Origin of the sequence: Allobosea rubneri, from assembly GCF_032464875.1 — a bacterium.
Classification (GTDB): Bacteria; Pseudomonadota; Alphaproteobacteria; order Rhizobiales; family Beijerinckiaceae; genus Allobosea; species Allobosea rubneri.
In genome coordinates this window covers 206,524-225,572 of record NZ_JAWDID010000002.1, presented here as the reverse complement: position 1 = coordinate 225,572, position 19,049 = coordinate 206,524, and the positions used below count along the sequence as shown (strand labels likewise).

At 67.7% G+C, this 19,049-nt stretch carries 19 protein-coding genes; 6 read left to right on the top strand and 13 right to left on the bottom strand.

What is annotated here, in order from left to right; translation table 11 throughout:
• The 8 genes from RKE40_RS02460 to RKE40_RS02425 all read right to left on the bottom strand — a co-directional run bounded on the left by RKE40_RS02460 (window position 1) and on the right by RKE40_RS02425 (window position 6,257).
• Window positions 1-1,458, bottom strand: coding sequence for a methyl-accepting chemotaxis protein (locus RKE40_RS02460; protein ID WP_316016657.1), 1,458 nt, complete (start codon window positions 1,456-1,458; stop codon window positions 1-3).
• The gene (locus tag RKE40_RS02455; protein ID WP_316016656.1) at window positions 1,455-1,811 is read right to left on the bottom strand and encodes a hypothetical protein; all 357 of its coding nucleotides are present in this window, start codon (window positions 1,809-1,811) and stop codon (window positions 1,455-1,457) included. The genes RKE40_RS02460 and RKE40_RS02455 overlap by 4 nt, the downstream gene beginning before the upstream one ends.
• 173 nt (window positions 1,812-1,984) lie before the next feature.
• Entirely contained in the window at window positions 1,985-2,389 is a 405-nt protein-coding gene (locus RKE40_RS02450) for an arsenate reductase ArsC (RefSeq protein WP_316016723.1), read from the bottom strand.
• A gap of 43 nt (window positions 2,390-2,432) precedes the next feature.
• A complete protein-coding gene (locus RKE40_RS02445; protein WP_316016655.1) occupies window positions 2,433-2,906 on the bottom strand; it encodes a UPF0262 family protein in 474 nt (157 codons plus the stop codon).
• Between the two features lie 48 nt (window positions 2,907-2,954).
• Complete coding sequence (hisD, locus tag RKE40_RS02440; protein WP_316016654.1) at window positions 2,955-4,244, bottom strand: histidinol dehydrogenase; 1,290 nt, start codon at window positions 4,242-4,244, stop codon at window positions 2,955-2,957.
• Between the two features lie 25 nt (window positions 4,245-4,269).
• Window positions 4,270-4,716 carry a DUF2948 family protein gene (locus RKE40_RS02435; protein ID WP_316016653.1) on the bottom strand — a complete coding sequence of 149 codons (447 nt, stop codon included), beginning with the start codon at window positions 4,714-4,716 and terminating at the stop codon, window positions 4,270-4,272.
• A gap of 31 nt (window positions 4,717-4,747) precedes the next feature.
• The gene (gene murA, locus RKE40_RS02430; protein ID WP_316016652.1) at window positions 4,748-6,037 is read right to left on the bottom strand and encodes a UDP-N-acetylglucosamine 1-carboxyvinyltransferase; all 1,290 of its coding nucleotides are present in this window, start codon (window positions 6,035-6,037) and stop codon (window positions 4,748-4,750) included.
• 55 nt (window positions 6,038-6,092) lie between these two features.
• Window positions 6,093-6,257 carry a hypothetical protein gene (locus tag RKE40_RS02425; RefSeq protein WP_184231603.1) on the bottom strand — a complete coding sequence of 55 codons (165 nt, stop codon included), beginning with the start codon at window positions 6,255-6,257 and terminating at the stop codon, window positions 6,093-6,095.
• Between the two features lie 522 nt (window positions 6,258-6,779).
• Here RKE40_RS02425 and RKE40_RS02420 point away from each other — a divergent pair.
• The 4 genes from RKE40_RS02420 (at window position 6,780) to RKE40_RS02405 (ending at window position 13,324) form a co-directional block, all read left to right on the top strand.
• Window positions 6,780-7,742 carry an enoyl-CoA hydratase-related protein gene (locus RKE40_RS02420; RefSeq protein ID WP_316016651.1) on the top strand — a complete coding sequence of 321 codons (963 nt, stop codon included), beginning with the start codon at window positions 6,780-6,782 and terminating at the stop codon, window positions 7,740-7,742.
• A 152-nt stretch (window positions 7,743-7,894) separates the two neighbouring features.
• Window positions 7,895-10,255: a putative bifunctional diguanylate cyclase/phosphodiesterase gene (locus tag RKE40_RS02415; protein ID WP_316016650.1), complete on the top strand. Its 2,361-nt coding sequence runs from the start codon at window positions 7,895-7,897 to the stop codon at window positions 10,253-10,255.
• Window positions 10,256-10,392: 137 nt separating this feature from the next.
• Window positions 10,393-11,859, top strand: coding sequence for a dihydrolipoyl dehydrogenase family protein (locus RKE40_RS02410; RefSeq protein ID WP_316016649.1), 1,467 nt, complete (start codon window positions 10,393-10,395; stop codon window positions 11,857-11,859).
• 10 nt (window positions 11,860-11,869) lie between these two features.
• Window positions 11,870-13,324 (top strand): sensor histidine kinase, encoded by a 1,455-nt coding sequence (locus tag RKE40_RS02405; protein WP_316016648.1) that lies wholly within the window; start codon window positions 11,870-11,872, stop codon window positions 13,322-13,324.
• A 44-nt stretch (window positions 13,325-13,368) separates the two neighbouring features.
• Here RKE40_RS02405 and RKE40_RS02400 read toward each other — a convergent pair whose 3' ends face one another.
• Entirely contained in the window at window positions 13,369-13,995 is a 627-nt protein-coding gene (locus tag RKE40_RS02400; RefSeq protein ID WP_316016647.1) for a S24 family peptidase, read from the bottom strand.
• A gap of 257 nt (window positions 13,996-14,252) precedes the next feature.
• Here RKE40_RS02400 and RKE40_RS02395 point away from each other — a divergent pair, with 257 nt between their 5' ends.
• Together RKE40_RS02395 and RKE40_RS02390 are read left to right on the top strand one after the other, a co-directional pair.
• Complete coding sequence (locus RKE40_RS02395; protein ID WP_316016646.1) at window positions 14,253-14,609, top strand: DUF952 domain-containing protein; 357 nt, start codon at window positions 14,253-14,255, stop codon at window positions 14,607-14,609.
• Window positions 14,606-15,694 carry a quinone-dependent dihydroorotate dehydrogenase gene (locus tag RKE40_RS02390; RefSeq protein ID WP_316016645.1) on the top strand — a complete coding sequence of 363 codons (1,089 nt, stop codon included), beginning with the start codon at window positions 14,606-14,608 and terminating at the stop codon, window positions 15,692-15,694. Before RKE40_RS02395 ends, RKE40_RS02390 begins: the two co-directional genes overlap by 4 nt.
• A gap of 154 nt (window positions 15,695-15,848) precedes the next feature.
• Here RKE40_RS02390 and RKE40_RS29740 read toward each other — a convergent pair whose 3' ends face one another.
• The 4 genes from RKE40_RS29740 to RKE40_RS02375 all read right to left on the bottom strand — a co-directional run bounded on the left by RKE40_RS29740 (window position 15,849) and on the right by RKE40_RS02375 (window position 19,047).
• Window positions 15,849-16,103, bottom strand: a complete 255-nt coding sequence (locus RKE40_RS29740; RefSeq protein WP_390893194.1) for a GntR family transcriptional regulator — start codon at window positions 16,101-16,103, stop codon at window positions 15,849-15,851.
• 165 nt (window positions 16,104-16,268) lie between these two features.
• Entirely contained in the window at window positions 16,269-16,988 is a 720-nt protein-coding gene (locus tag RKE40_RS02385; protein ID WP_316016644.1) for a ribonuclease activity regulator RraA, read from the bottom strand.
• Window positions 16,988-18,064, bottom strand: a complete 1,077-nt coding sequence (locus RKE40_RS02380; protein WP_316016643.1) for an ABC transporter ATP-binding protein — start codon at window positions 18,062-18,064, stop codon at window positions 16,988-16,990. Before RKE40_RS02380 ends, RKE40_RS02385 begins: the two co-directional genes overlap by 1 nt.
• A gap of 14 nt (window positions 18,065-18,078) precedes the next feature.
• The gene (locus tag RKE40_RS02375; RefSeq protein ID WP_316016642.1) at window positions 18,079-19,047 is read right to left on the bottom strand and encodes an aldo/keto reductase; all 969 of its coding nucleotides are present in this window, start codon (window positions 19,045-19,047) and stop codon (window positions 18,079-18,081) included.
• Window positions 19,048-19,049 lie beyond the last annotated feature (2 nt).

The following is a 19,049-nucleotide window of genomic DNA, read 5'->3' as shown; positions in this document are numbered from 1 at the left end:
TCAGGCGGCCGCGACCTTCTCGCAGAACGCGGCGACCTCGCTGCGAATCTTCGAAGCCTGCTGCGCCAGATCATCCGAGGACTGCTGCAGCTCCTCCGCAGCGTCATGGGTGCGGGCCGTCACCGCCCGGAAGCCGCCAAGCGCTTCGGCGCTGCGATTGGCCCCGTCGGACGAGATCTGCACCTCATGTGCGATCTCGCTCGTGGCGCGGTTCTGCTCCTCGACCGCATGCGCGATCGAGACCGAGACGGTCTCGACCTCCCCGATCGCGGAGACGATCGCGCGGATCGACTTCAGCGAGCGCTGCGAAGCTGTCTGGATGGCGCTGATCGAACGCGCCACCTCCTCGGTGGCGTTGGCGGTCTGGGTCGAGAGCGTCTTGACCTCGCTGGCGACGACGGCGAAGCCCTTGCCCATCGAACCGGCACGGGCCGCCTCGATCGTCGCGTTGAGCGCGAGCATGCTGGTCTGCGCCGCGACACCGCGGATGATCTCGACGACGGCTCCGACGCTCTCGCTGGTCCGGGCCAGGGCCTCGATCTCGGCGCTCGCGGTGCGGGCGAGCGCTGCTGCCGCTTTCGAGCTGTCGGCGGAATGCGTGACGCTGCGGCCGATCTCGGCGATCGAACTGGCGAGTTCCTGGGCCGCCGCCGCAGTCTGATCGATGCTGCGCGTCGTCTCGCCGGAGGAATGGGCGACGACGCTGCTCTGCTGACGCGCCTGCTCGGAAGCCCCCGTCAGGTCGCGGGCATTCGCCTGCATGGCCTCCGCCGCACGGTCGAGCACCGCCATGGCATGCTCCATCTCGCGGTGGAAGGCACCGACGATCTCGCGGATCGTCTCGGAGCGCGCGTCGATCTCCTCGGCATTCTGCTTCTCGAGCTCGCTGGCACGGCGCTCGCGCATGACGAGTTCCTCCGCCCGGCGCAGATTGGCGTCGTTCTCGGCGAGGATGCGGGCCGTGATCACGGCGATAGCGGTCAGGAAAGCGGTTTCGACCACGACGATCACGGCGTGCAATAGCACGCGAGCCAGGCTGCCGCCCTGATAGAACACGGCCGCGGGCAGGACGTATTGCAGGACAAGGTGATGCGCTGCGGTGAGCGCCGCCCCCATGACGATAGGCCGCCAGTCGCAGAAGCCGGCCAGCAGGGCGAGCACGGCGAAATAGTACATGTGGCTGTCGGGCTGCCAGGGATGGCCGGCGAAACTCGCGACGAAGATCGAGACCTGGCCGATCAGGGCCGTGGCGATCACCAGCTGGGTCGCAGTCGTCGTTCCGCGAGCGCGATAGGCCAGCAGGGCCGCTGCCGCCAGGACGAAGGCGCCGGCTGCGGGCGCGAAAACGGGATTACCCAGGATCATCGCCGTGGCCGCCAGGATCGGCACATGGACGAAGGCAAGACCGATCAGGCCGCGCGCCGTCAGGTCGCGCAGGCCGGGCAAGGTCAGGATCATGCGGCGCCTCCGCCGGAAAGACAGCCGGCCAGCCCCTCGAGCCGCAGCAGCAGCAAGGCCCCGGCCGGCCTGACGGCTTCGTCCTCGCCCGCCGCGACGATCATCACGAAAGGCAGGGCTCCGCTGCGCAGGACCCGCATGCCGGCAGCGAGGCTGCTGGCCGCGGCCTCGGAGCTGCTGGTCCAGGGCGGGAACACCGCCGCCAGTTCCTCGCTGCGCGCGTCGCTCCGGCCGGGCAGGCCGGTCAGCGCGATGAGGCCGGAGGAGATGATGAGAGCTGCGATCGCCAGACCGTCACGCAGACGGGTACGCCCCTCGGGTCGAGTGCGTGAGGGGATAAGGCTTTGCCGCATATCGTCGGAGGCTTTCGGCGTAGCTAGGCACGGAATTCGAACGCATGGCTTGAGGCTGGCGGCTTAATTTTCCATGAAGCAGGCGCACTTCGCTCTCTGACCGAAACCGGCCGCCGAACCATGGCCCGCGGTGCCGGATCTGCCCGCAACGCGGCCATATGCTGCCTCCGGCTTCAGCCCCTCAGCCGTGCCTTGATCCTGCGCATCAGCCCGTCGCGGACTTCGCGATAGGCATCGAGCACCTGCTCGCGCGAGCCCTGCACGGCGGAGGGATCGGCCGTCGGCCAGTATTCGACCTCGGCTGCGGTGGTGCGGGTCAGGTCGAGCGCCTTGTGATGCGCCTCCGGCGACAGCGTGACGATCAGGTCGAAGTTGAGCCCCTCCCATTCTTCGAGCTCCTCGATCGATTTCGGCCGGTGCTTGCGGGCATCGATGCCGATCTCTTCGAGAACGGCGAGCGCGAATGGATCGGTCTCGCCCTTCTTAGCTCCGGCCGACTGGACATAGATCGACTTGCCGAAGAAGTGCTTGGCCATCGCCTCCGCCATCGGCGAGCGGACCGCGTTCAGCGCGCACATGAACAGCACGCTCTGGAGCTTACGGGAGGCCGGCTCCAAGCGTTCAGCCCTTCCAGTGCAGGGCGTAGATCAAGGTGAAGAAGCGCCGCGCCGTCTCGCGGTCGAGATCGACCTTGCCGGCGAGACGTTCGACCAGGATGACGGCCGCCTCGTCGTGCAAGCCGCGCCGGCCCATGTCGATCGCCTCGATCTGCGCCGGCGTCGCGGTCCGGATCGCGGCATAATAGCTCTCGCAGACCATCTCATAGTCCTTGATCAGCCGCTTCAGCGGCGTCAGCGAGAGATGGTGGGTGACGAGCGCGGTGCCGCCGGCGTCGCGGACTTCGAAGGCGAGGCGGCGCTCGACCAGCGCCAGATGCACCGCATAGGGCCCACCATCGAACTCCGGCAGGGCGAAGTGATTGCGCTCGATCAGGTCGTAGATGGCGATGGCGCGCTCGTGCTCCTGGTCCGGCGTCCCGCGCCCGAGCGAAGCTTCATCGAGCGTGACGCCGACCAGGCGGTTGGTTTCGGACATGAGCCCTCCCCTGCCGGCGCCGAACATTCGGAATCGCGGCGCAGCGCCTCAGTTCAGCCTGATCGTCACGGAACGGCCGTGGGCCTGCAAGCCCTCGGCCTCGGCGAGTTCGACCGCTGCGCCCGCGAGCGCCCGCAGGGCACCGGCATCGCATTTCAGCAGCGAGGTCCGCTTCATGAAATCGGGCACGCCGAGCCCGGAGGAGAAGCGCGCCGACCGCGCCGTCGGCAGGACGTGGTTGGAACCGCCGACATAGTCGCCGATCGCCTCCGGCGTGTGACCACCGAGGAAGATGGCGCCGGCGTTGCGGATGCGTCCAGCCAGGCGCTCTGGATCAGCGGTGATGATCTCGAGATGCTCCGGCGCCAGCCGGTCGACCAGCGGGATCGCCGCTTCCAGCGTTTCGACCAGGATGACGGCGCCGAAATCGGCCCAGCTCGCGGCCGCGATCTCGGCGCGCGGAAGCGTCTTGAGCTGGCCTTCGACGGCACGCTCGACCTCGCCGGCGAGCGCGGCGTCGTCGGTGATCAGGATCGACTGCGAGGCGGTATCGTGCTCCGCCTGCGCCAGCAGGTCGGCCGCGATCCAGTCGGGATTGGCGCTTGCGTCGGCGAGCACGAGCACCTCGGAGGGGCCGGCGATCATGTCGATGCCGACCGTGCCGAAGACGCGGCGCTTGGCGGCCGCGACATAGGCGTTGCCAGGGCCGACGATCTTGGCGACCGGCGCGATGGTGGCCGTGCCATGGGCTAGCGCCGCCACCGCCTGCGCCCCGCCGATGCGGTAGATCTCGTCGATGCCGGCGAGCCGCGCCGCGGCCAGCACCAGCGGATTGCTCTCGCCGCGCGGCGTCGGAGCGACCATGACCAGGCGCTCGACACCGGCAACCTTGGCCGGCACCGCGTTCATCAGCACCGAGGACGGGTAGCTCGCCGTGCCGCCGGGGACATAGAGGCCGACGGCCTCGATCGCGCTCCAGCGCCAGCCGCTTTCGACGCCGAGCGCGTCGCGCGACCAGGAATCGGCGGGCTTCTGGCGCAGATGATAGGCCTCGATGCGCGAACGCGCGGTCTCAAGCGCCGAAAGCTGCTCGGGCGTGCAAGCCGCCATGGCCGCCTCGATCTCGGCCTCGGTGACGCGCAGGGTCGCCGGCGTCAGCTCCAGCCTGTCGAAGCGGCTGGTGTATTCGAGCAGCGCCTCGTCGCCGCGCGCCCGCACCTCGGCGATGATCGAGGCCGCGACCTGGTCGACATCCTCGGAGACCTCGCGCTTGGCCGCCAGCAGGGCGGCAAAGGCCTGCTCGAAACCGGCATCACGTGCATCAAGCCTGATCGGCATGGAAAGTCCTGAACGGAAGAGGAGTTCAGCCCTGGTCGGGATGGGCGGGGGTGGCCGCAGCCTCCCAGATCGGTCCGAGATCCTTCATCTGGGCCTCGATGCATTCGACGCCGAGCCGGATCGCAGCCCCGTCGGAGAAATGCAAGGTGACCTCGCCCGCCGGGCTCTGCGCTTCGGCGAAGGTCACCGCGAGCAGGCTGAAGACAGCATCCTGAGCGCCGGGCTCGATCTTGACGCTGCGGGCGCTGGTGACGCGCTCGAAATGCAGCGCCGCGAGACGGCGACGCTTCTGGCCGCGCTCCGCGCCTTCCCAGTCGAAGCGGCGCAAGGCGAGCGCGAAACGCTGCTCGGCCGGGAGCCAGGCGATATCGCCCTTGCGCACCACCGCATCCTGGAGGTGCGCCGAAACGACCGCAAGATCCTCGGCATCGAGGGCGATCAGCTTCAGCGGCTCGGCGACAGGATCGGACATCCGTCCTATCTGGCGGGGACGCCAGCCGGCGTCAACCGCTGATGCGCTCGATCTGGGCGCCGCATCGGCCGAGCTTGGCCTCCAGCGCCTCGAAACCGCGATCGAGATGGTAAACGCGGTTGATCATGGTGTCGCCCTCGGCGACGAGCCCACCGATCACCAGCGAGACCGAGGCACGCAGATCCGTCGCCATCACCGGAGCGCCGGTCAGCTTCTCGACGCCGTCGACATAAGCGGCGTCGCCGTCGAGCCTGATCTTGGCGCCGAGCCGGGCGAGCTCCTGCACATGCATGAAGCGGTTCTCGAAGATCGTCTCGCGGATGCGCGACGTGCCGTTGGCCCTTGTCATCAGCGCCATGAGCTGCGCCTGAAGATCGGTCGGGAAGCCGGGGAACGGGTCGGTGGTGACGTCGACCGGCTCGAGCGCCGCGCCATTGCGCCGGATCCGGACGCCCTCATTGCTGGTCGAGACCTCGACGCCGGCCTCGGACATCACGTCGAGCGCGGACTGGAGCAGGTCGGCGCGGGCGCCTTCGAGGAGCACATCGCCGCCCGTCATCGCTACCGCCATGGCATAGGTGCCGGTCTCGATCCGGTCGGGCAGGACGGCATGATGCGTGCCACTGAGCCGCCCGACGCCGCGAATGGTGATGGTGGAGGTGCCGGCGCCTTCGATCTTCGCGCCCATCTTGTTGAGACAGTCGGCAAGATCGACCACTTCCGGCTCGCGCGCGGCGTTCTCGATGGTGGTGACGCCGTCGGCGAGAACCGCCGCCATCAGGGCGGTGTGGGTGCCGCCGACCGTGACCTTCGGGAAGACAATATCGCCGCCCTTCAGCCCCTTCGGAGCCCGCGCCAGCGCATAGCCGTTCTCGATGTCGATCTTGGCGCCGAGGCGTTCCAGAGCCATCAGCAAGAGGTCGACCGGGCGCGTGCCGATGGCGCAGCCACCGGGCAGCGAGACCTTGGCCTCGCCCATCCGCGCCAGGATCGGCGCGATCACCCAGAAGCTGGCGCGCATGGTCGAGACCAGCTCGTAGGGCGCGCAGGTGTCGACGATCTGACGGGCGGTCAGCGCAAAGGTCTGGCCGGTCTCCGAGGTCTGACCGACGCGCTTGCCGGCGATCGAGCGATCGACGCCGTGATTGGAGAGGATGCGCGAGAGCGCGCTGACATCGGAGAGGCGCGGCACATTGGCGAGCGTCAGCGTCTCGTCGGTCAGCAAGCTAGCGATCATCAGCGGCAGTGCCGCGTTCTTGGCGCCCGAAATCGGGATGACGCCGTCGAGGCGTTGGCCGCCGGTGATGCGGATACGGTCCATCTGGCTCGTCCTGCTGGCGCGGCCGGCGTGGGAGCGCCGGCGGGAGGGAATTAGGTCAGGACCGTGAGGTTTCGGCCTGGGCGGGCGGCGTGTCGTCTGTCGCTTCCGTCTCGGCCGTCCGCCGCGCGCGCGCCTGCGCCTTGCGGCGTTTCAGGTTCTCGCGCAGGGCGGCAGCGAGGCGCGCCCTTTTCTGCTCGTCGGCTTCGGTCTGGCGGCTCAAGGCGTCAGCTCGTCGGAAATGTCCCGCCGCGGCAAGGCGACAGGCGCAGGAATGGTTAGCCGCTCGGGCGCCGGCGGACAAGACAGCCGGCGCACGAGAAGCGCCAGCTGCTTGTGACCTTTTGGCCGGTCGATTGCGGCACAACTGCGACCAAACCGGCACAACCGCGCGACGGCCACAGACGACAGCGACAGGGCGGCGAGCCCTTCCAGCAGCGGCTTCCTTCCCTGAACGCGGGTCGAAGGGCGGCAAATCGCCCGCCAGCTCCCCCGGACGCCGCTTGTTTCTTCTCTTTCCGGCACATGCGCCGTGATCAATCGAAGCCCCGGCACAACCATTGCGTGAGCCGGCAAAACAACGGGATCCGTAGGAATTTGGGGCGCCGCGGCATCGGCGCGGAACGGAGCGAACTGCTTAGAAGGCTCACAAATCCTAATGGAATTAACCATTTCCGGGAGTTTGCGTTTACAGATTATTAACTTCACGTACCTTTCCGGCGGGTCGAGGGACGAGGAGAACGGGATGTTCCAGAGCTATGCACCGGCGATCGGCGGCGCGCCGGCTCGGGGACTGACAGGCAAGGAGGTGATCGAGGCGATCCGCCACAGCGCCGGCTTCCTGCCGGAGGTGCAGCTCGCCTATGAACCCGAGATCAGGACGCTGTGGGTCACGATCAAACCGGAGCTGAAGCCGGTCTTCACGCTGCAGCTGCTCGACAGCCTCGGCAAGGTTCAGCAGGCGATCATGGATCTGTGGAGCGCGCCGGAGGATTATCACTCGGCGCCCGTGCGCTTCCTCGCCTTCCGGGGCACCGGACCGTTCTTCACGCTCGGCGGCGATCTCGACTTCTATCTCGACTGCCTTGCCAAGAACGACCGGGCCGCGCTCGCCGAATATGCCCGCCTGTCGATCGAGGGTGCGGTGCGCAATGCCAGCGGCCTCAACGGGCTCGTCGTGACCCTCTCGACGATCCACGCCAAGGCGATCGGCGGCGGCATCGACGCTCCGCGCTCATGCAATGTCATGATCGCCGAGGAACAGGCCTCGTTCGTCTACCCCGAGATCAAGTTCAACCATTTCCCGATCACGGCCGTGGCCATCCTGTCGCGCCGCATGGGCGCTCGCACGGCCGAGCGCATGCTGCTTTCGGCCGAGGAGATGAGCGCGAGCGAGTTCATGGCCGCCGGCGGGCTCGAGGCGGTGGTGCCGACCGGTACCGGCGAGGACTGGATCCGCAAATACGCCGCCGACTCGCTGCCCATGCATGCTGCAAAGACGGCGCTGTTCTCGGCGTTCAACCGTCGCGCGGGCGATCTTCGCGAGGAGCTCGAGCATCTCGGCCAGATCTGGACCGACTGCATGCTGCGCCTGCACCCCTCGGCGATCTCGAAGCTCCAGCGCATCGCCCAAACGCAGGACCGCATGCTGGCGCGGGTCTATCAGCGGCAGGCTGACCCTGCCGCGCCCGCCCCCGGACATCACTGAAGAAAGGTCTTTCGAGCGGCCGGCCTCGATCTTGCGAGTCGGCCGCGTAAATCTCACGGAACTTTTACCTTTCCCTTCTAAATTGGTTTAGATGTCGGGGCGAACGACCAAGCTGTTGCCGCCTCCCCGAAGCCTTCGAAGGGTAGGAGTATATGGCGGGAGCGCCGAACCGGCAGCGCGCGATGCAAGCGCGCGGCGAGACGACGGAGCCACCGGCCATCGCAAATGGCAGCGCGGGCGAGGTTGATCTCGCCGATTATCGGCTGCTGGTCTCGTCGCTGTTCTCCTCTCCTGGCTCGATCATCCCCGGCGGCATCGCCGGCATCCTGACCCCCTATCTCTGCTGGCTCTCGACCGGCGCGCAGATATTCATGACGCTGACGCTGTCAGTCGCGCTGGTGGTCGTGCTGCGCATCCTCACCGTGATCCGCTATCGCAGGCTCGACCATTCCGAGGACAGCTACGAGGAGACGCGGCGCTGGGACCGCGAATACTTCGTCGGCGCGACCGTCTTCAGCGCCGTGCTCGGCTACAGCTGCTATGTCGCGCTCGCGCTCACCGATGATCCGGCGGCCCACATCACCTCGGTCGCCTCGACGATCGCGCTCGCTTCCGGCTATGTCGCGCGCAATGCCGGCCGTCCGAAATTCGTCACGGTCCAGCTGCTGACCTTCTGCGTGCCGATGGCGGTGGGCCTGATCCAGGCCCACAACCCGTATTATCACTATATCGGCTACTTCGCCTTCCTCTACGTGGCGGCGAACATCGCGATCACCAACTCGCTGCATCGCAACCTCTTGGCGCTGAGCGACGCGACCAAGCAGTCCAAGGCGCTTGCCACGGCCCTGCACTCGCAGAACCTGACACTCGACGCCGCGCTGAACACCATGATCCACGGGCTCGCGATGTTCGACCACAAGCTCGAGCTCGCCGTCTCCAACGCGCCGCATGCCGCCCTCTACGGCATGCCGGAGACGCTGACCCTGCCCGGCACCCCGATCGCCGCCATTGCCCGTTTCCTGATCGAGCGGCAGATCGCGAGCGCCGAGCAGGTGCGGGCGATCAAGGCGGCGCTCGACCGCGTACAAGCGCTGCAACAGGCCGCCAGCTACGAATTCCAGTCCCGCAATGGCCGGATGCTGGTCGTCACCATCGCGCCGGCCGCCGAGGGCGGCGTGCTGATGCTGACCGAGGATGCGACCGAGCGGAAGGCGACCGAGGCGCTGATCGAGCAGATGGCGCGCTTCGACGAATTGACCGGGCTCGCCAACCGCTTCGAGTTCAACGGACAGCTCGCGGAAGCCTTCAAGAAGCAGGAGCGCACGGGGCAGGCCTTCGCGCTGCTCTATATCGACCTCGACGGATTCAAGCAGGTCAACGACAATCTCGGCCACGATATCGGCGACAAGGTGCTGGTCCAGACTGCGGCCCGGCTGAAATCCGCGATCCGGCAGAGCGACATGCTGGCGCGCTTCGGCGGCGACGAATTCGTGCTGATCCTGCCGGCGGCCGATGTCGACACGGTCAGGATCATCGCGCAGCGGATGATCGAGGCGATGGGGCGCGCCTTCGTGCTCGACACCAAGACGGTGTATGTCACAGCCAGCATCGGCATCGCGCTCGCGCCCGTCGACGGCGCCAACCCGGCCGATCTGCTGCGCCACGCCGACACCGCGCTCTACAAGGCCAAGGCAGCCGGCCGCAACACCGCGACCTTCTTCGACCCGGTCATGGCCGAGGAGATGCTCGACCGCCACGAGATCGAGGTCGAGCTGCGCCAGGCCAGCGCTGAGGGTACGCTCCAGCTCTACTACCAGCCGATCATCGATCTGCGCACGCAGCAGGTCGTGACGCGCGAAGCGCTGATGCGCTGGTCGCATCCGACCCGCGGCATGGTACCGCCCGGGGTCTTCATCCCGATCGCCGAGCAGTCCGGCCTGATCGCCGGGATGGGCGACTGGGCGATCGCCCAGGCCTGCCTGGACGCGGCGAAATGGCCGGACGGCGTCGGCGTCTCGGTCAACGTCTCGCCCCTGCAGTTCCGCGAGCCGCTGCGCCTGGTGCAGACCGTCAAGGACGCACTGCTCGCGGCGAACCTCACACCGGGCAGGCTGACCTTGGAAGTCACCGAATCGCTGCTGATCGAGGACAACAAGGCCACGCTCGAGCTGATCAACGAACTGCGCGCGATCGGCATCAAGTTCGCGCTCGACGATTTCGGCACCGGCTATTCGTCGCTGGCCTATCTCTCGACCTACCCGTTCTCGCAGGTGAAGATCGACCAGAGTTTCAGCCGCAACGTCAACGCCGACGAGGCCTCCAAGGCGATCATCGAGGCTGTCTGCCAGCTCGCCCGCCGCCTTTCGATGAATGTCGTGGTCGAGGGCATCGAGACCGAGGCGCAGCGCATGGCGGTGCAGTTGCTCGGGGCGCAGCGGGCGCAGGGCTATCTGTTCGGCAAGCCCGAGCCCGTCTCGGAGTTCGTCAAGGGCGAATCCCGCAAGCGGGCCTGAAGCCGCCGACGGCAGCCTCCTGGCCTTGCTGTCGCCAGAATCGGGCGCTTCCTCCCCATTTGCGGCGCTGCGGTCTTGATTCCGCCGGTCCGGCAACGCATCAGCAGAAGCAGGCAAACGAGTCCGGAGACGCGGCGTTGACCGAGACCGCCAAGGCATTGGCCAGCCCCGGGCCAATGACGCCAGATATCTGCGTCGTCGGTACCGGCCCCGGCGCGCTCACGGTCGCGACGACCGCGGCGCTGTTCGGCGTGTCCGTCGTGCTTGTCGAGCCGGCACCGACCGGCGCTTCCGAGCGCGCGGGGGCCAATCCTGCCTCGTCCGCCGCGCTCGTCGCCGCAGCGGAGAAGCTTCAGGCAGTCCGCGAAGCGCAGCGCTTCGGCATTTCCGTAGCCGAGCCCGAGATCGATATGGCGCGACTGCGCGCCCATCTCGGCCATCCAGCTGCCGCGCTCGCGCCCAACGGGTCGAGGGAGCGCCTCGCGGCGCTCGGCATCGTCCTGCTGCAGGGCAGCGCGCATTTCCTCAATCGCCAGACGCTCGCGGCCGGCGAGCACCGGATCAGGGCGCGGCGCTTCGTCATCGCGACCGGCTCGCAGCCGGCCGTGCTGGCTATCCCCGGCCTTGTCGAACTGCCGTTCCTGACCGGCGAAACACTGCTCTCATTGCAGCGTCGGCCGGAGCGGCTGCTCGTCCTCGGCGGCGAGCCGACCGGCGTTGCGCTCGCCCAGGCGATGCGCCGGCTCGGCAGCGAGGTCGTCCTGATCCTGTCCGGAAGGCTGTTGCCGCAGGAGGAGCCGGAAGCGGCCGATCTCGTGCGCCGCGCCTTGCTGCGCGACGGCATCGAGCTGCATGAGGAGTGTACGGTGCTGCGGGCGGAGAGCGCGCGGCACCGGCCCCGCCTCGTGCTTGCCCCCCAGGCCGGTGAAGCGGAGACCTCGATCGAAGGCACGCACCTCCTGCTCGCGAGCGGCCACACGCCAAGGCTCGACGGACTCGATCTCGATCTCGCCGGCATTCGCAGCGACGCAGGCGGCATCGCCGTCGACCGGGGGCTGCGCACCGCGAACCGGCGCATCCTCGCGATCGGCGACTGTGCCAGCATTGCGGGAGCGCCGCCCTCGGCCGACGCCGCCGAGCATCATGCCGGGCTCGCGGTGCGCAATGCGCTGTTCCGTCTGCCGGTCAACGCTACCAGCCAGGCGATCCCGCGCCTGACGCTCTGCCAGCCCGAGGTGGCGAGCCTCGGCCTATCGGAAGAGGAGGCGCGCAAGCAGGGGGCCATCGGGGTGCTGCGCTGGCCCTATGCCGAGAACGAGCGTGCCCAGGCCGAACGCCGCACCGAAGGGCTGATCAAGCTCATCACCGACCGGAAGGGCCGCATTCTCGGCGTCACCATCGTCGGCGCGCAGGCAGGCGAACTGATCGGCCTCTGGTGCCTGGCGGTTCAGCAGCGCCTTGCCGTCAAGGACGTGGCCGGCCTCGTCCTGCCCTCGCCGTCCCTGTCCGAGATTTCCAAGCGTGCCGCCCTTTCCGTTCATGCGCCGCTCGCCTCCAAGCCTGGCATCCGACGGCTGATCGGCTTCCTGCGGCGCTTCGGATAGACTGCGCTTCATGCCGGAGAGAGATTTCGATCCCAACAGCCTCTCGATAAGCCAGCCGCGCAGCCTGACGCGGCTCGGCCTGTCGGCAAAGCTACTGATCCTGACGACCCTCTTCGTCATGCTGGCGGAGGTGCTGATCTACCTGCCCTCGATCGCGAACTACCGGCGAAACTGGCTGAACGATCGTCTTGCGGCGGCGCAGATTGCCGTGCTGGTGCTCGAGGGCGCACCGAATGACAACCTGCCGGAGGGCAGCGAGGAACGCCTGCTCGCCGGCGTCGGTGCCCGCGCGATCGCGGCGCGCGTCGGCGGGGCTCGCCGACTGCTGAGCCTCGACGCGATGCCGCCGGAGGTGGCGCAGACGGTCGACCTGCGCAATCTCAGCCGGATGGGCTCGATCATGGAAGCGGTCTCGACGCTGCTGCGACCGGCCCACAAGCTGCCGATCCGCGTTGTCGGGCAGGCTGTCGGCGCCGCGGACTTCGTCGAGCTGGTGATCGACGAGGCGCCGCTGCGCCAGGCGATGCTGAAGTTCTCCTGGAATCTGCTGCTGATCTCGCTGCTGATCTCGGCGCTCAGCGCCGGGATGATCTATTTCGCGCTGAACTGGCTGATCGTGACACCGATCCGGCGTCTCGCCGCCAATGTCATGGAGTTCGAGAACGACCCGGAGAACCCCTATCGGATCATCGCGCCGTCGGACCGGGTCGACGAGGTCGGCGAGGCCGAGCGGGCGCTGGCCCGCATGCAGGCGACGCTCGCCAGCGACCTGCGCGCCAAGAAGCACCTCGCCGAGCTCGGACTCGCCGTCAGCAAGATCAATCACGACCTGCGGAACATGCTGGCGGCGGCGCAGCTCATGTCGGACCGGCTGACGGAGACTCGCGATGCCAAGATCCGAAGCTTCGCGCCCCGGCTGATCGCGACGCTCGACCGGGCGATCGAATTCTGCCAGGCGACGCTGGCCTATGGCCGCGCCGCGGAGGCGACTCCGCGCCTGCGCGACGTGGTCCTGCGCCAGCTCGTGGCCGAGCAGGCGGAATTGCTCGGACTGAGCGAGAACGGCGCCGTCGGCTTCGCCAACCAGGTGCCGGCCAGCCTCGTCGCCAGCGTCGACCCCGACCAGATGGCGCGCGTGCTCTCCAACCTGATGCGCAACGCGATACGGGCGCTGGACGAAGGTGCGGAGCAGGACGGCCGGGCGCCGATACTGACGATCAGCGGCGGCCTCGAAGGCAATGAGCTCGTGCTGCGCGTCGCCGATAACGGCCCCGGGGTTCCAGCGCGTGCGCGCCAGAACCTGTTCCAGGCCTTTCGCGGTTCTGTGACACCCGGCGGTACCGGGCTCGGCCTCGCCATCGCCGCCGAACTCGTCCGGCTGCATGGCGGCATGATCCATCTCGAACCATCCGAGCTCGGCGCCGTGTTCAAGGTGACGCTGCCCGGTCACGACGCCCGCGCCTGAACCTCCATCCGATACCGGGTGGCGGACTTTACCGGGAGCCCGGCCTACTGGCTCGCCCAGATCACCCGCGCCATGAAGGCGATCTCGGACAGTCCCAGCACCCGGTCGGGATGCTCGGGGTTGAGCGAGGCGAGTTCTACCGTCTTGGCCGTCTGGCGCTTGAGCTGCTTGGCCAGGACCTCGCCATCGACGGTCTTGACCACGACCCGGTCACCACGCCGGACCGCTGCCGCCGGCGAGACGATGATGGTGTCGCCGTCGCGGTAGAGCGGCAGCATCGAATCCCCGGCGATCTCCAGCGCATAGGCCTTCTCGTCCGGCACGCCGGGAAAGGCGACCTCGTCCCAGCCGGAGCCGACCGGGAAGCCGCCATCGTCGAAGAAACCACCGGAACCGGCCTGGGCAAAGCCGATCAGCGGGATGGTGTGGACCGGCGCCACGCCGCGCCGCACCGCATTCATGAACTGGTCGAAGCTCGCGCCGGTGGCCGCGAGGATCTTGGCGATCGATTCGGTCGAGGGCCAGCGCTCGCGCCCGTCGGAGCCGATTCGCTTGGAGCGGTTGAAGGTCGTGGCATCGAGCCCGGCCTTGCGGGCAAGGCCGGACGGGGTCAGGCCATAGCGCTGGGCGAGCGTGTCGATGGCGCTCCAGATCTGGTCATGGGACAGCATCGAGGAGGCCTCTTTCCTGACGGTGCCGACGGGCTAGCGGGGATCGAAATAGGAAATATCCCCTATCATATAAGACTGCAATCCAAATTCTGTAAGTTTCTCGGGCTCGAGGCCGCTTTCGTCACCGGGCGAGCCAGGGGGAGAATGGCGGGACGAGCCGCGGGTAAGCCGCCCCTCCCGATGTCGCCGAACATGTTTTTGCGTGAGGGGTCGGTTTGGGCTTTTGCCGCACCGGCTCTGGCGATATGCCGTCAGCCATGCCTTCCGACCCCACGCCGCTGATCTACAAGATCTGCCCCGAGAGCCTCTGGCGCGAAGCCGAGAACGTCGGTGTTTTCGCCGGCGCCCCTGTCGACCTCGCCGACGGCTATATCCATTTTTCGACGGGCGCCCAGGCGCGCGAGACCGCGGCTAGGCACTTCGCCGGCCAGGACGAGCTTTTGCTGATCACCGTCCACCCGCAAAGGCTCGGCAGCGCCTTGCGTTACGAGCCTTCGCGCGGCGGCGCCCTGTTCCCGCATCTCTATGCCACGCTCGACCCGAAGCAGGTGCGCTGGATCGCACCGCTGCCGCTCGGCGAGAACGGCCATGTCTTCCCGGAGGATGTCTTGTGATCGGCAAACTGTTCGGCCTGGCGCGGCCGCTGATCCACAAGCTCGACGCCGAACAGGCGCACCGGCTGACGATCGCGGCGCTGGCCGCCGCGCCGCCCTTGCGGCCGGCAGCCGATCCACCGTCGCTGGCGGTCCAGGCCTTCGGCCTGCGCTTTGCCAATCCGGTCGGCCTCGCCGCCGGTTTCGACAAGAATGCCGAGGCAGTCGATGGCGCGCTCGGGCTCGGCTTCGGTTTCGTCGAGGTCGGCGGGGTGACGCCGCTGCCGCAGCCGGGCAATGCCCGCCCGCGCGTCTTCCGCCTGCCGGAGGACGAGGCGGTGATCAACCGCTACGGCCTCAACAGCGAGGGCATGGAGGCGGTCGCGGCGCGGCTTCAGGCGCGCCGGAAGAAGGGCGGCATCGTCGGCGTCAACCTCGGCGCCAACAAGGATTCGGCCGACCGTAGCGCCGATTATGCCGTACTGGCGGGGAGATTCGCGCCGCTCGCCGACTTCCTGACCGTCAATGTCTCCTCGCCGAACACGCCCGGCCTGCGCGACCTGCAGGCCGAGAGCGCCCTCGACGACCTGATCGCACGGACGCTCGAAGCCCGCGACGAAGCCCCTGCCGGGGGGAAGCCGACGCCGGTGCTGATCAAGATTGCGCCGGACCTCTCCATGCCCGAGCTCGACGGCATGGTCGCGGTCGCCCGGCGCCGCAAGGTCGACGGCATGATCGTCTCCAACACGACGATCGCACGGCCGGGCAGCTTGCGCAGCGCAAGCAAGGCCGAGACCGGCGGCCTCTCGGGCAAGCCGCTCTTTGCGGCCTCGACGCGCATCCTCGCCGAGACCTTCCTGCGCGTGGAGCGCCAGTTCCCACTGATCGGCGTCGGCGGCATCGACTCCGCCGAGACCGCCTTCGCCAAGATCAGGGCCGGAGCGAGCCTGGTGCAGTTCTATTCGGCGATGGTGTTCAAAGGGCCCGGGCTGGTCGGCGAGGTCAAGCGCGGGCTCGACATGCAGGTACGCAAGGCCGGGCTGCCGCGCCTCGACGCGCTGGTCGGACGCGATGCCGAGGCGATCGCGCGGGGGGAGATGATCTAAGGTCGCAAGTTCGGCTGACGGCTATGGGAGGGAAGCTGACGTTCCTGATGTCCGCTCGTGGCGGCTGCTATGCGCCAACAGCAGACCTAAGCTCGTTGCCCGGAAGCAGACGTTCCGCCTGCTACCCGTGGTGTCTGGCTGGCGTTGATTTCGGTCAAGGCGATATTGCGGGCGTCCCAGATGTCACAAGCACTCCGCGCCGCGCGTCAATCCGAACCAGACCCTCTTGCTCCAATCGATACAGGGCATGACTGATCGGGGTCGTGCTGACCCCGAGTTCGGAAGCCAGTCGACGCCTATCGACCCGCGCCCCAGATGCGAGTCTGCCGGACACGATCATCGCACGAAGCAGCTGATAGATGTGCTCGCGCAGGCTGACACGAACGATGCGTTCCAGTGACGGTGGCATGTAGCTGCAGTCAGCCGTAGCCACCGGTGCGTGCTCCCGCGCGAGCCGCTCGGAGCGGTTCCCAAGCATCGGACAGATCGGCGGAATCCACTTTTCGGACCGACGCTCGAAAGAAGGTGTTGGATCGACACTGGGCGTCCGGCAGGACGCGCGGCGATCCAGACGCTAACGTTTTGACGAACGCCTCCACTCGGCGAAATCCGCCCGAGCCTGCTCATCGGTCGGAGGATAGAGTCCGAGGATCGAGCGCCCCTTCATCACCTCCTCGGCAACGAAGTCCTCGAAGGCCGTCATCTCGACGGCTTCCTCCGCCACTTCGTCGGCGAGATGGGCCGGGATGACGACCACACCCTCGCCGTCGCCGAGCACGACGTCGCCCGGCCAGACCGCGACATCGCCGCAGCCGATTGGCCCGTTGATCTCGATCGCCTGATGCAGGGTCAGGTTGGTCGGTGCCGCGGGCCGGTTGTGATAGGCTGGGAAAGGCAGCTTCGCGATCTCGGGGGAGTCGCGGAAGCCGCCATCGGTGACGACGCCGGCAACTCCGCGCTTCATCAGCCGCGAGACGAGGATGGCTCCCGCCGAAGCCGCTCGCGGGTCCTTGCGGCTGTCAATAACCATCACTGCATCGACGGGGCAATCCTCGACAGCCTTTCGCTGCGGATGCGTCCGGTCCTGGAAGACGCTGAGCGGGTTGAGATCCTCGCGCGCCGGGATGTAGCGCAGCGTGAAGGCCTCGCCGACCATGGCGCCGGTCTCCGGGCTCAGAGGCCTGACGTCCTGGATGAACTGGTTGCGTAGTCCGCGCTTGAACAGGGTGGTGCAGACCGTCGCGGTGGATACGGTGCGCAGCTTGGCGCGTGTTTCCGGCGTAAGCTTGGACATCAGTGCATTCCCGAGATGCGCCGCCCGCTGGCGGCGTCGAAGACATGGATAGAGGCGGGGTTGAGGGTGAGCGGCACACGTTCGCCGACGCGGAGCGGGCGGCTCTTGCCGGTGGTTGCGACCAGCGTGTTACCGCGGAGATCGAGGCTGACGAGGCGCTCCGGGCCGGTCATTTCGATCATGCTGATCGTGGCGCCGAGGGAGCTGCCGTCCTCGCCGAAGCCCAGGTTCTCCGGTCGAATGCCGGCGACGACCTTTTGCCCGGCCTCGCCATCGAGCCGTGCCGAGAGTGGCAGGGTCGCACCGGCCTGCAGAACGACGCCACGCTTGTCCGCTGCGAGCGTGCCCTGCAGGAAGTTCATCGCCGGCGAGCCGATGAAGCCGGCTACGAAGAGATTGTCTGGTCGCTCGTAAAGCTCTTCGGGCGCGCCGACCTGCTCAATGCGCCCCGCATTCATCACAACGATCTTGTCGGCCATGGTCATCGCCTCGATCTGGTCGTGGGTGACATACACGGCGGTCGCGTTGAGGCGCTTGTGCAGGGCGCGGATCTCGGCCCGCATCTGCACCCTCAGCTTGGCGTCGAGGTTCGAGAGCGGCTCGTCGAACAGGAAGACCTTGGGGTTGCGCACGATGGCGCGCCCCATGGCGACGCGCTGGCGCTGGCCGCCGGAGAGCTGGCGCGGCTGGCGCTTGAGAAGCGGATCGAGTGCGAGGATCGCGGCCGCCTCGCGCACACGCCGGTCGACCTCCTCCTTCGGGCGCTTCTGCAGGCGCAGACTGAACGCCATGTTCTCGTAGACAGTCTTGTGCGGATAGAGCGCGTAGTTCTGAAACACCATCGCAATGTCGCGGTCGCGCGCCGGCCGGTCGTTGACCGACACGCCGGCAATTTCGATGCGGCCCGAGGAAATTTCTTCCAGCCCGGCGATCATGCGCAGCACGGTCGACTTGCCGCAGCCGGACGGGCCGACGAGCACGACGAATTCCTCGTCCTCGACGGTGAAGCTGACATCGTGGATGACGCGGGAGGTGCCGTAGGCCTTGCCGACCTCGCGGATGTGAACGGATGCCATGGTCTCGTTTCCCGTCAGTTCGTTCCTGCCGCGGCGCCGAACTCGGCGGCCTTGCGGCGGCGATGATCGATGAAGCCCGGCGCGGAGCGCAGGGCGGTAAGCGCAGCCTGCTCCGCCTCGCTCGGCCGTGGCGCCAGAATGGCAGCGGCATTCGCGCTAAGATGCTCAGGCGTATCGGCACCGACGATCACGGCATCGACGCCCGGCCGCGCCGCGGTCCACCGCATCGTGCTGCGCGCCAGCAGCGCCTTGTCGGCGATGCCGGCTTCGGCGCCGAGCGGGAAGAGCCCGCCCTTCATGAAGGCCTCGCGCGCCACCACCGCCATGCCTCTGCCTCGGGCCGCGGGGATCACCGCTGCTTCCGCGAAATCCTCGGCGACGTTGAAGTTGAGATTGATGCTTGCGAAGGCGCCGGTCGCGATCAGCGCGAGGAAGGTCTCCTCGCCGGAGAAGGTGTCGGCAGCGGCGAAGCGGATCAGCCCCTCCGACTTCAGCGCCGTAATGTTGGATGCGAGCTTGGCAAGGAACTCGGGATCCTGATCGCGCGCATCGCGCAGGATGCCGAGATTGAGGATGTCGAGCCGCTCGCGCCGCAAGAGCTTCAGGCCGCGCTGCACCTCGGCCCGCAGCTGCGCGAGATCGGCCATGCGGCGATTGCCGGGATCGTAGCCGTAGCACATGCCCTCGGGCCGGGTCTGGACGAAGACCTCGTAGGGCGGCGGCATCTCAGCAAGGTTGCGGCCGAGCGCCTCCTTCTCCGCGTCGATGGTGACGTCGAAGACGTTGATGCCGAGATCATAGGCCGTCTTGAGCACGGCGCGACGGCTTTCGCCGCCGAAGCCGGGGAAGATCTCGCCCGGCGTCACGGCCCGCGCGAAATCCTCGTTGAAGCCGCGCGAGGCGCCGCTGGGCAGATATTCGTGGCCGCCGAGGATGACGCGGGAGAGTCGGGCCTGGCCGTTATCGAGAGTGAAGTAGTCCATGG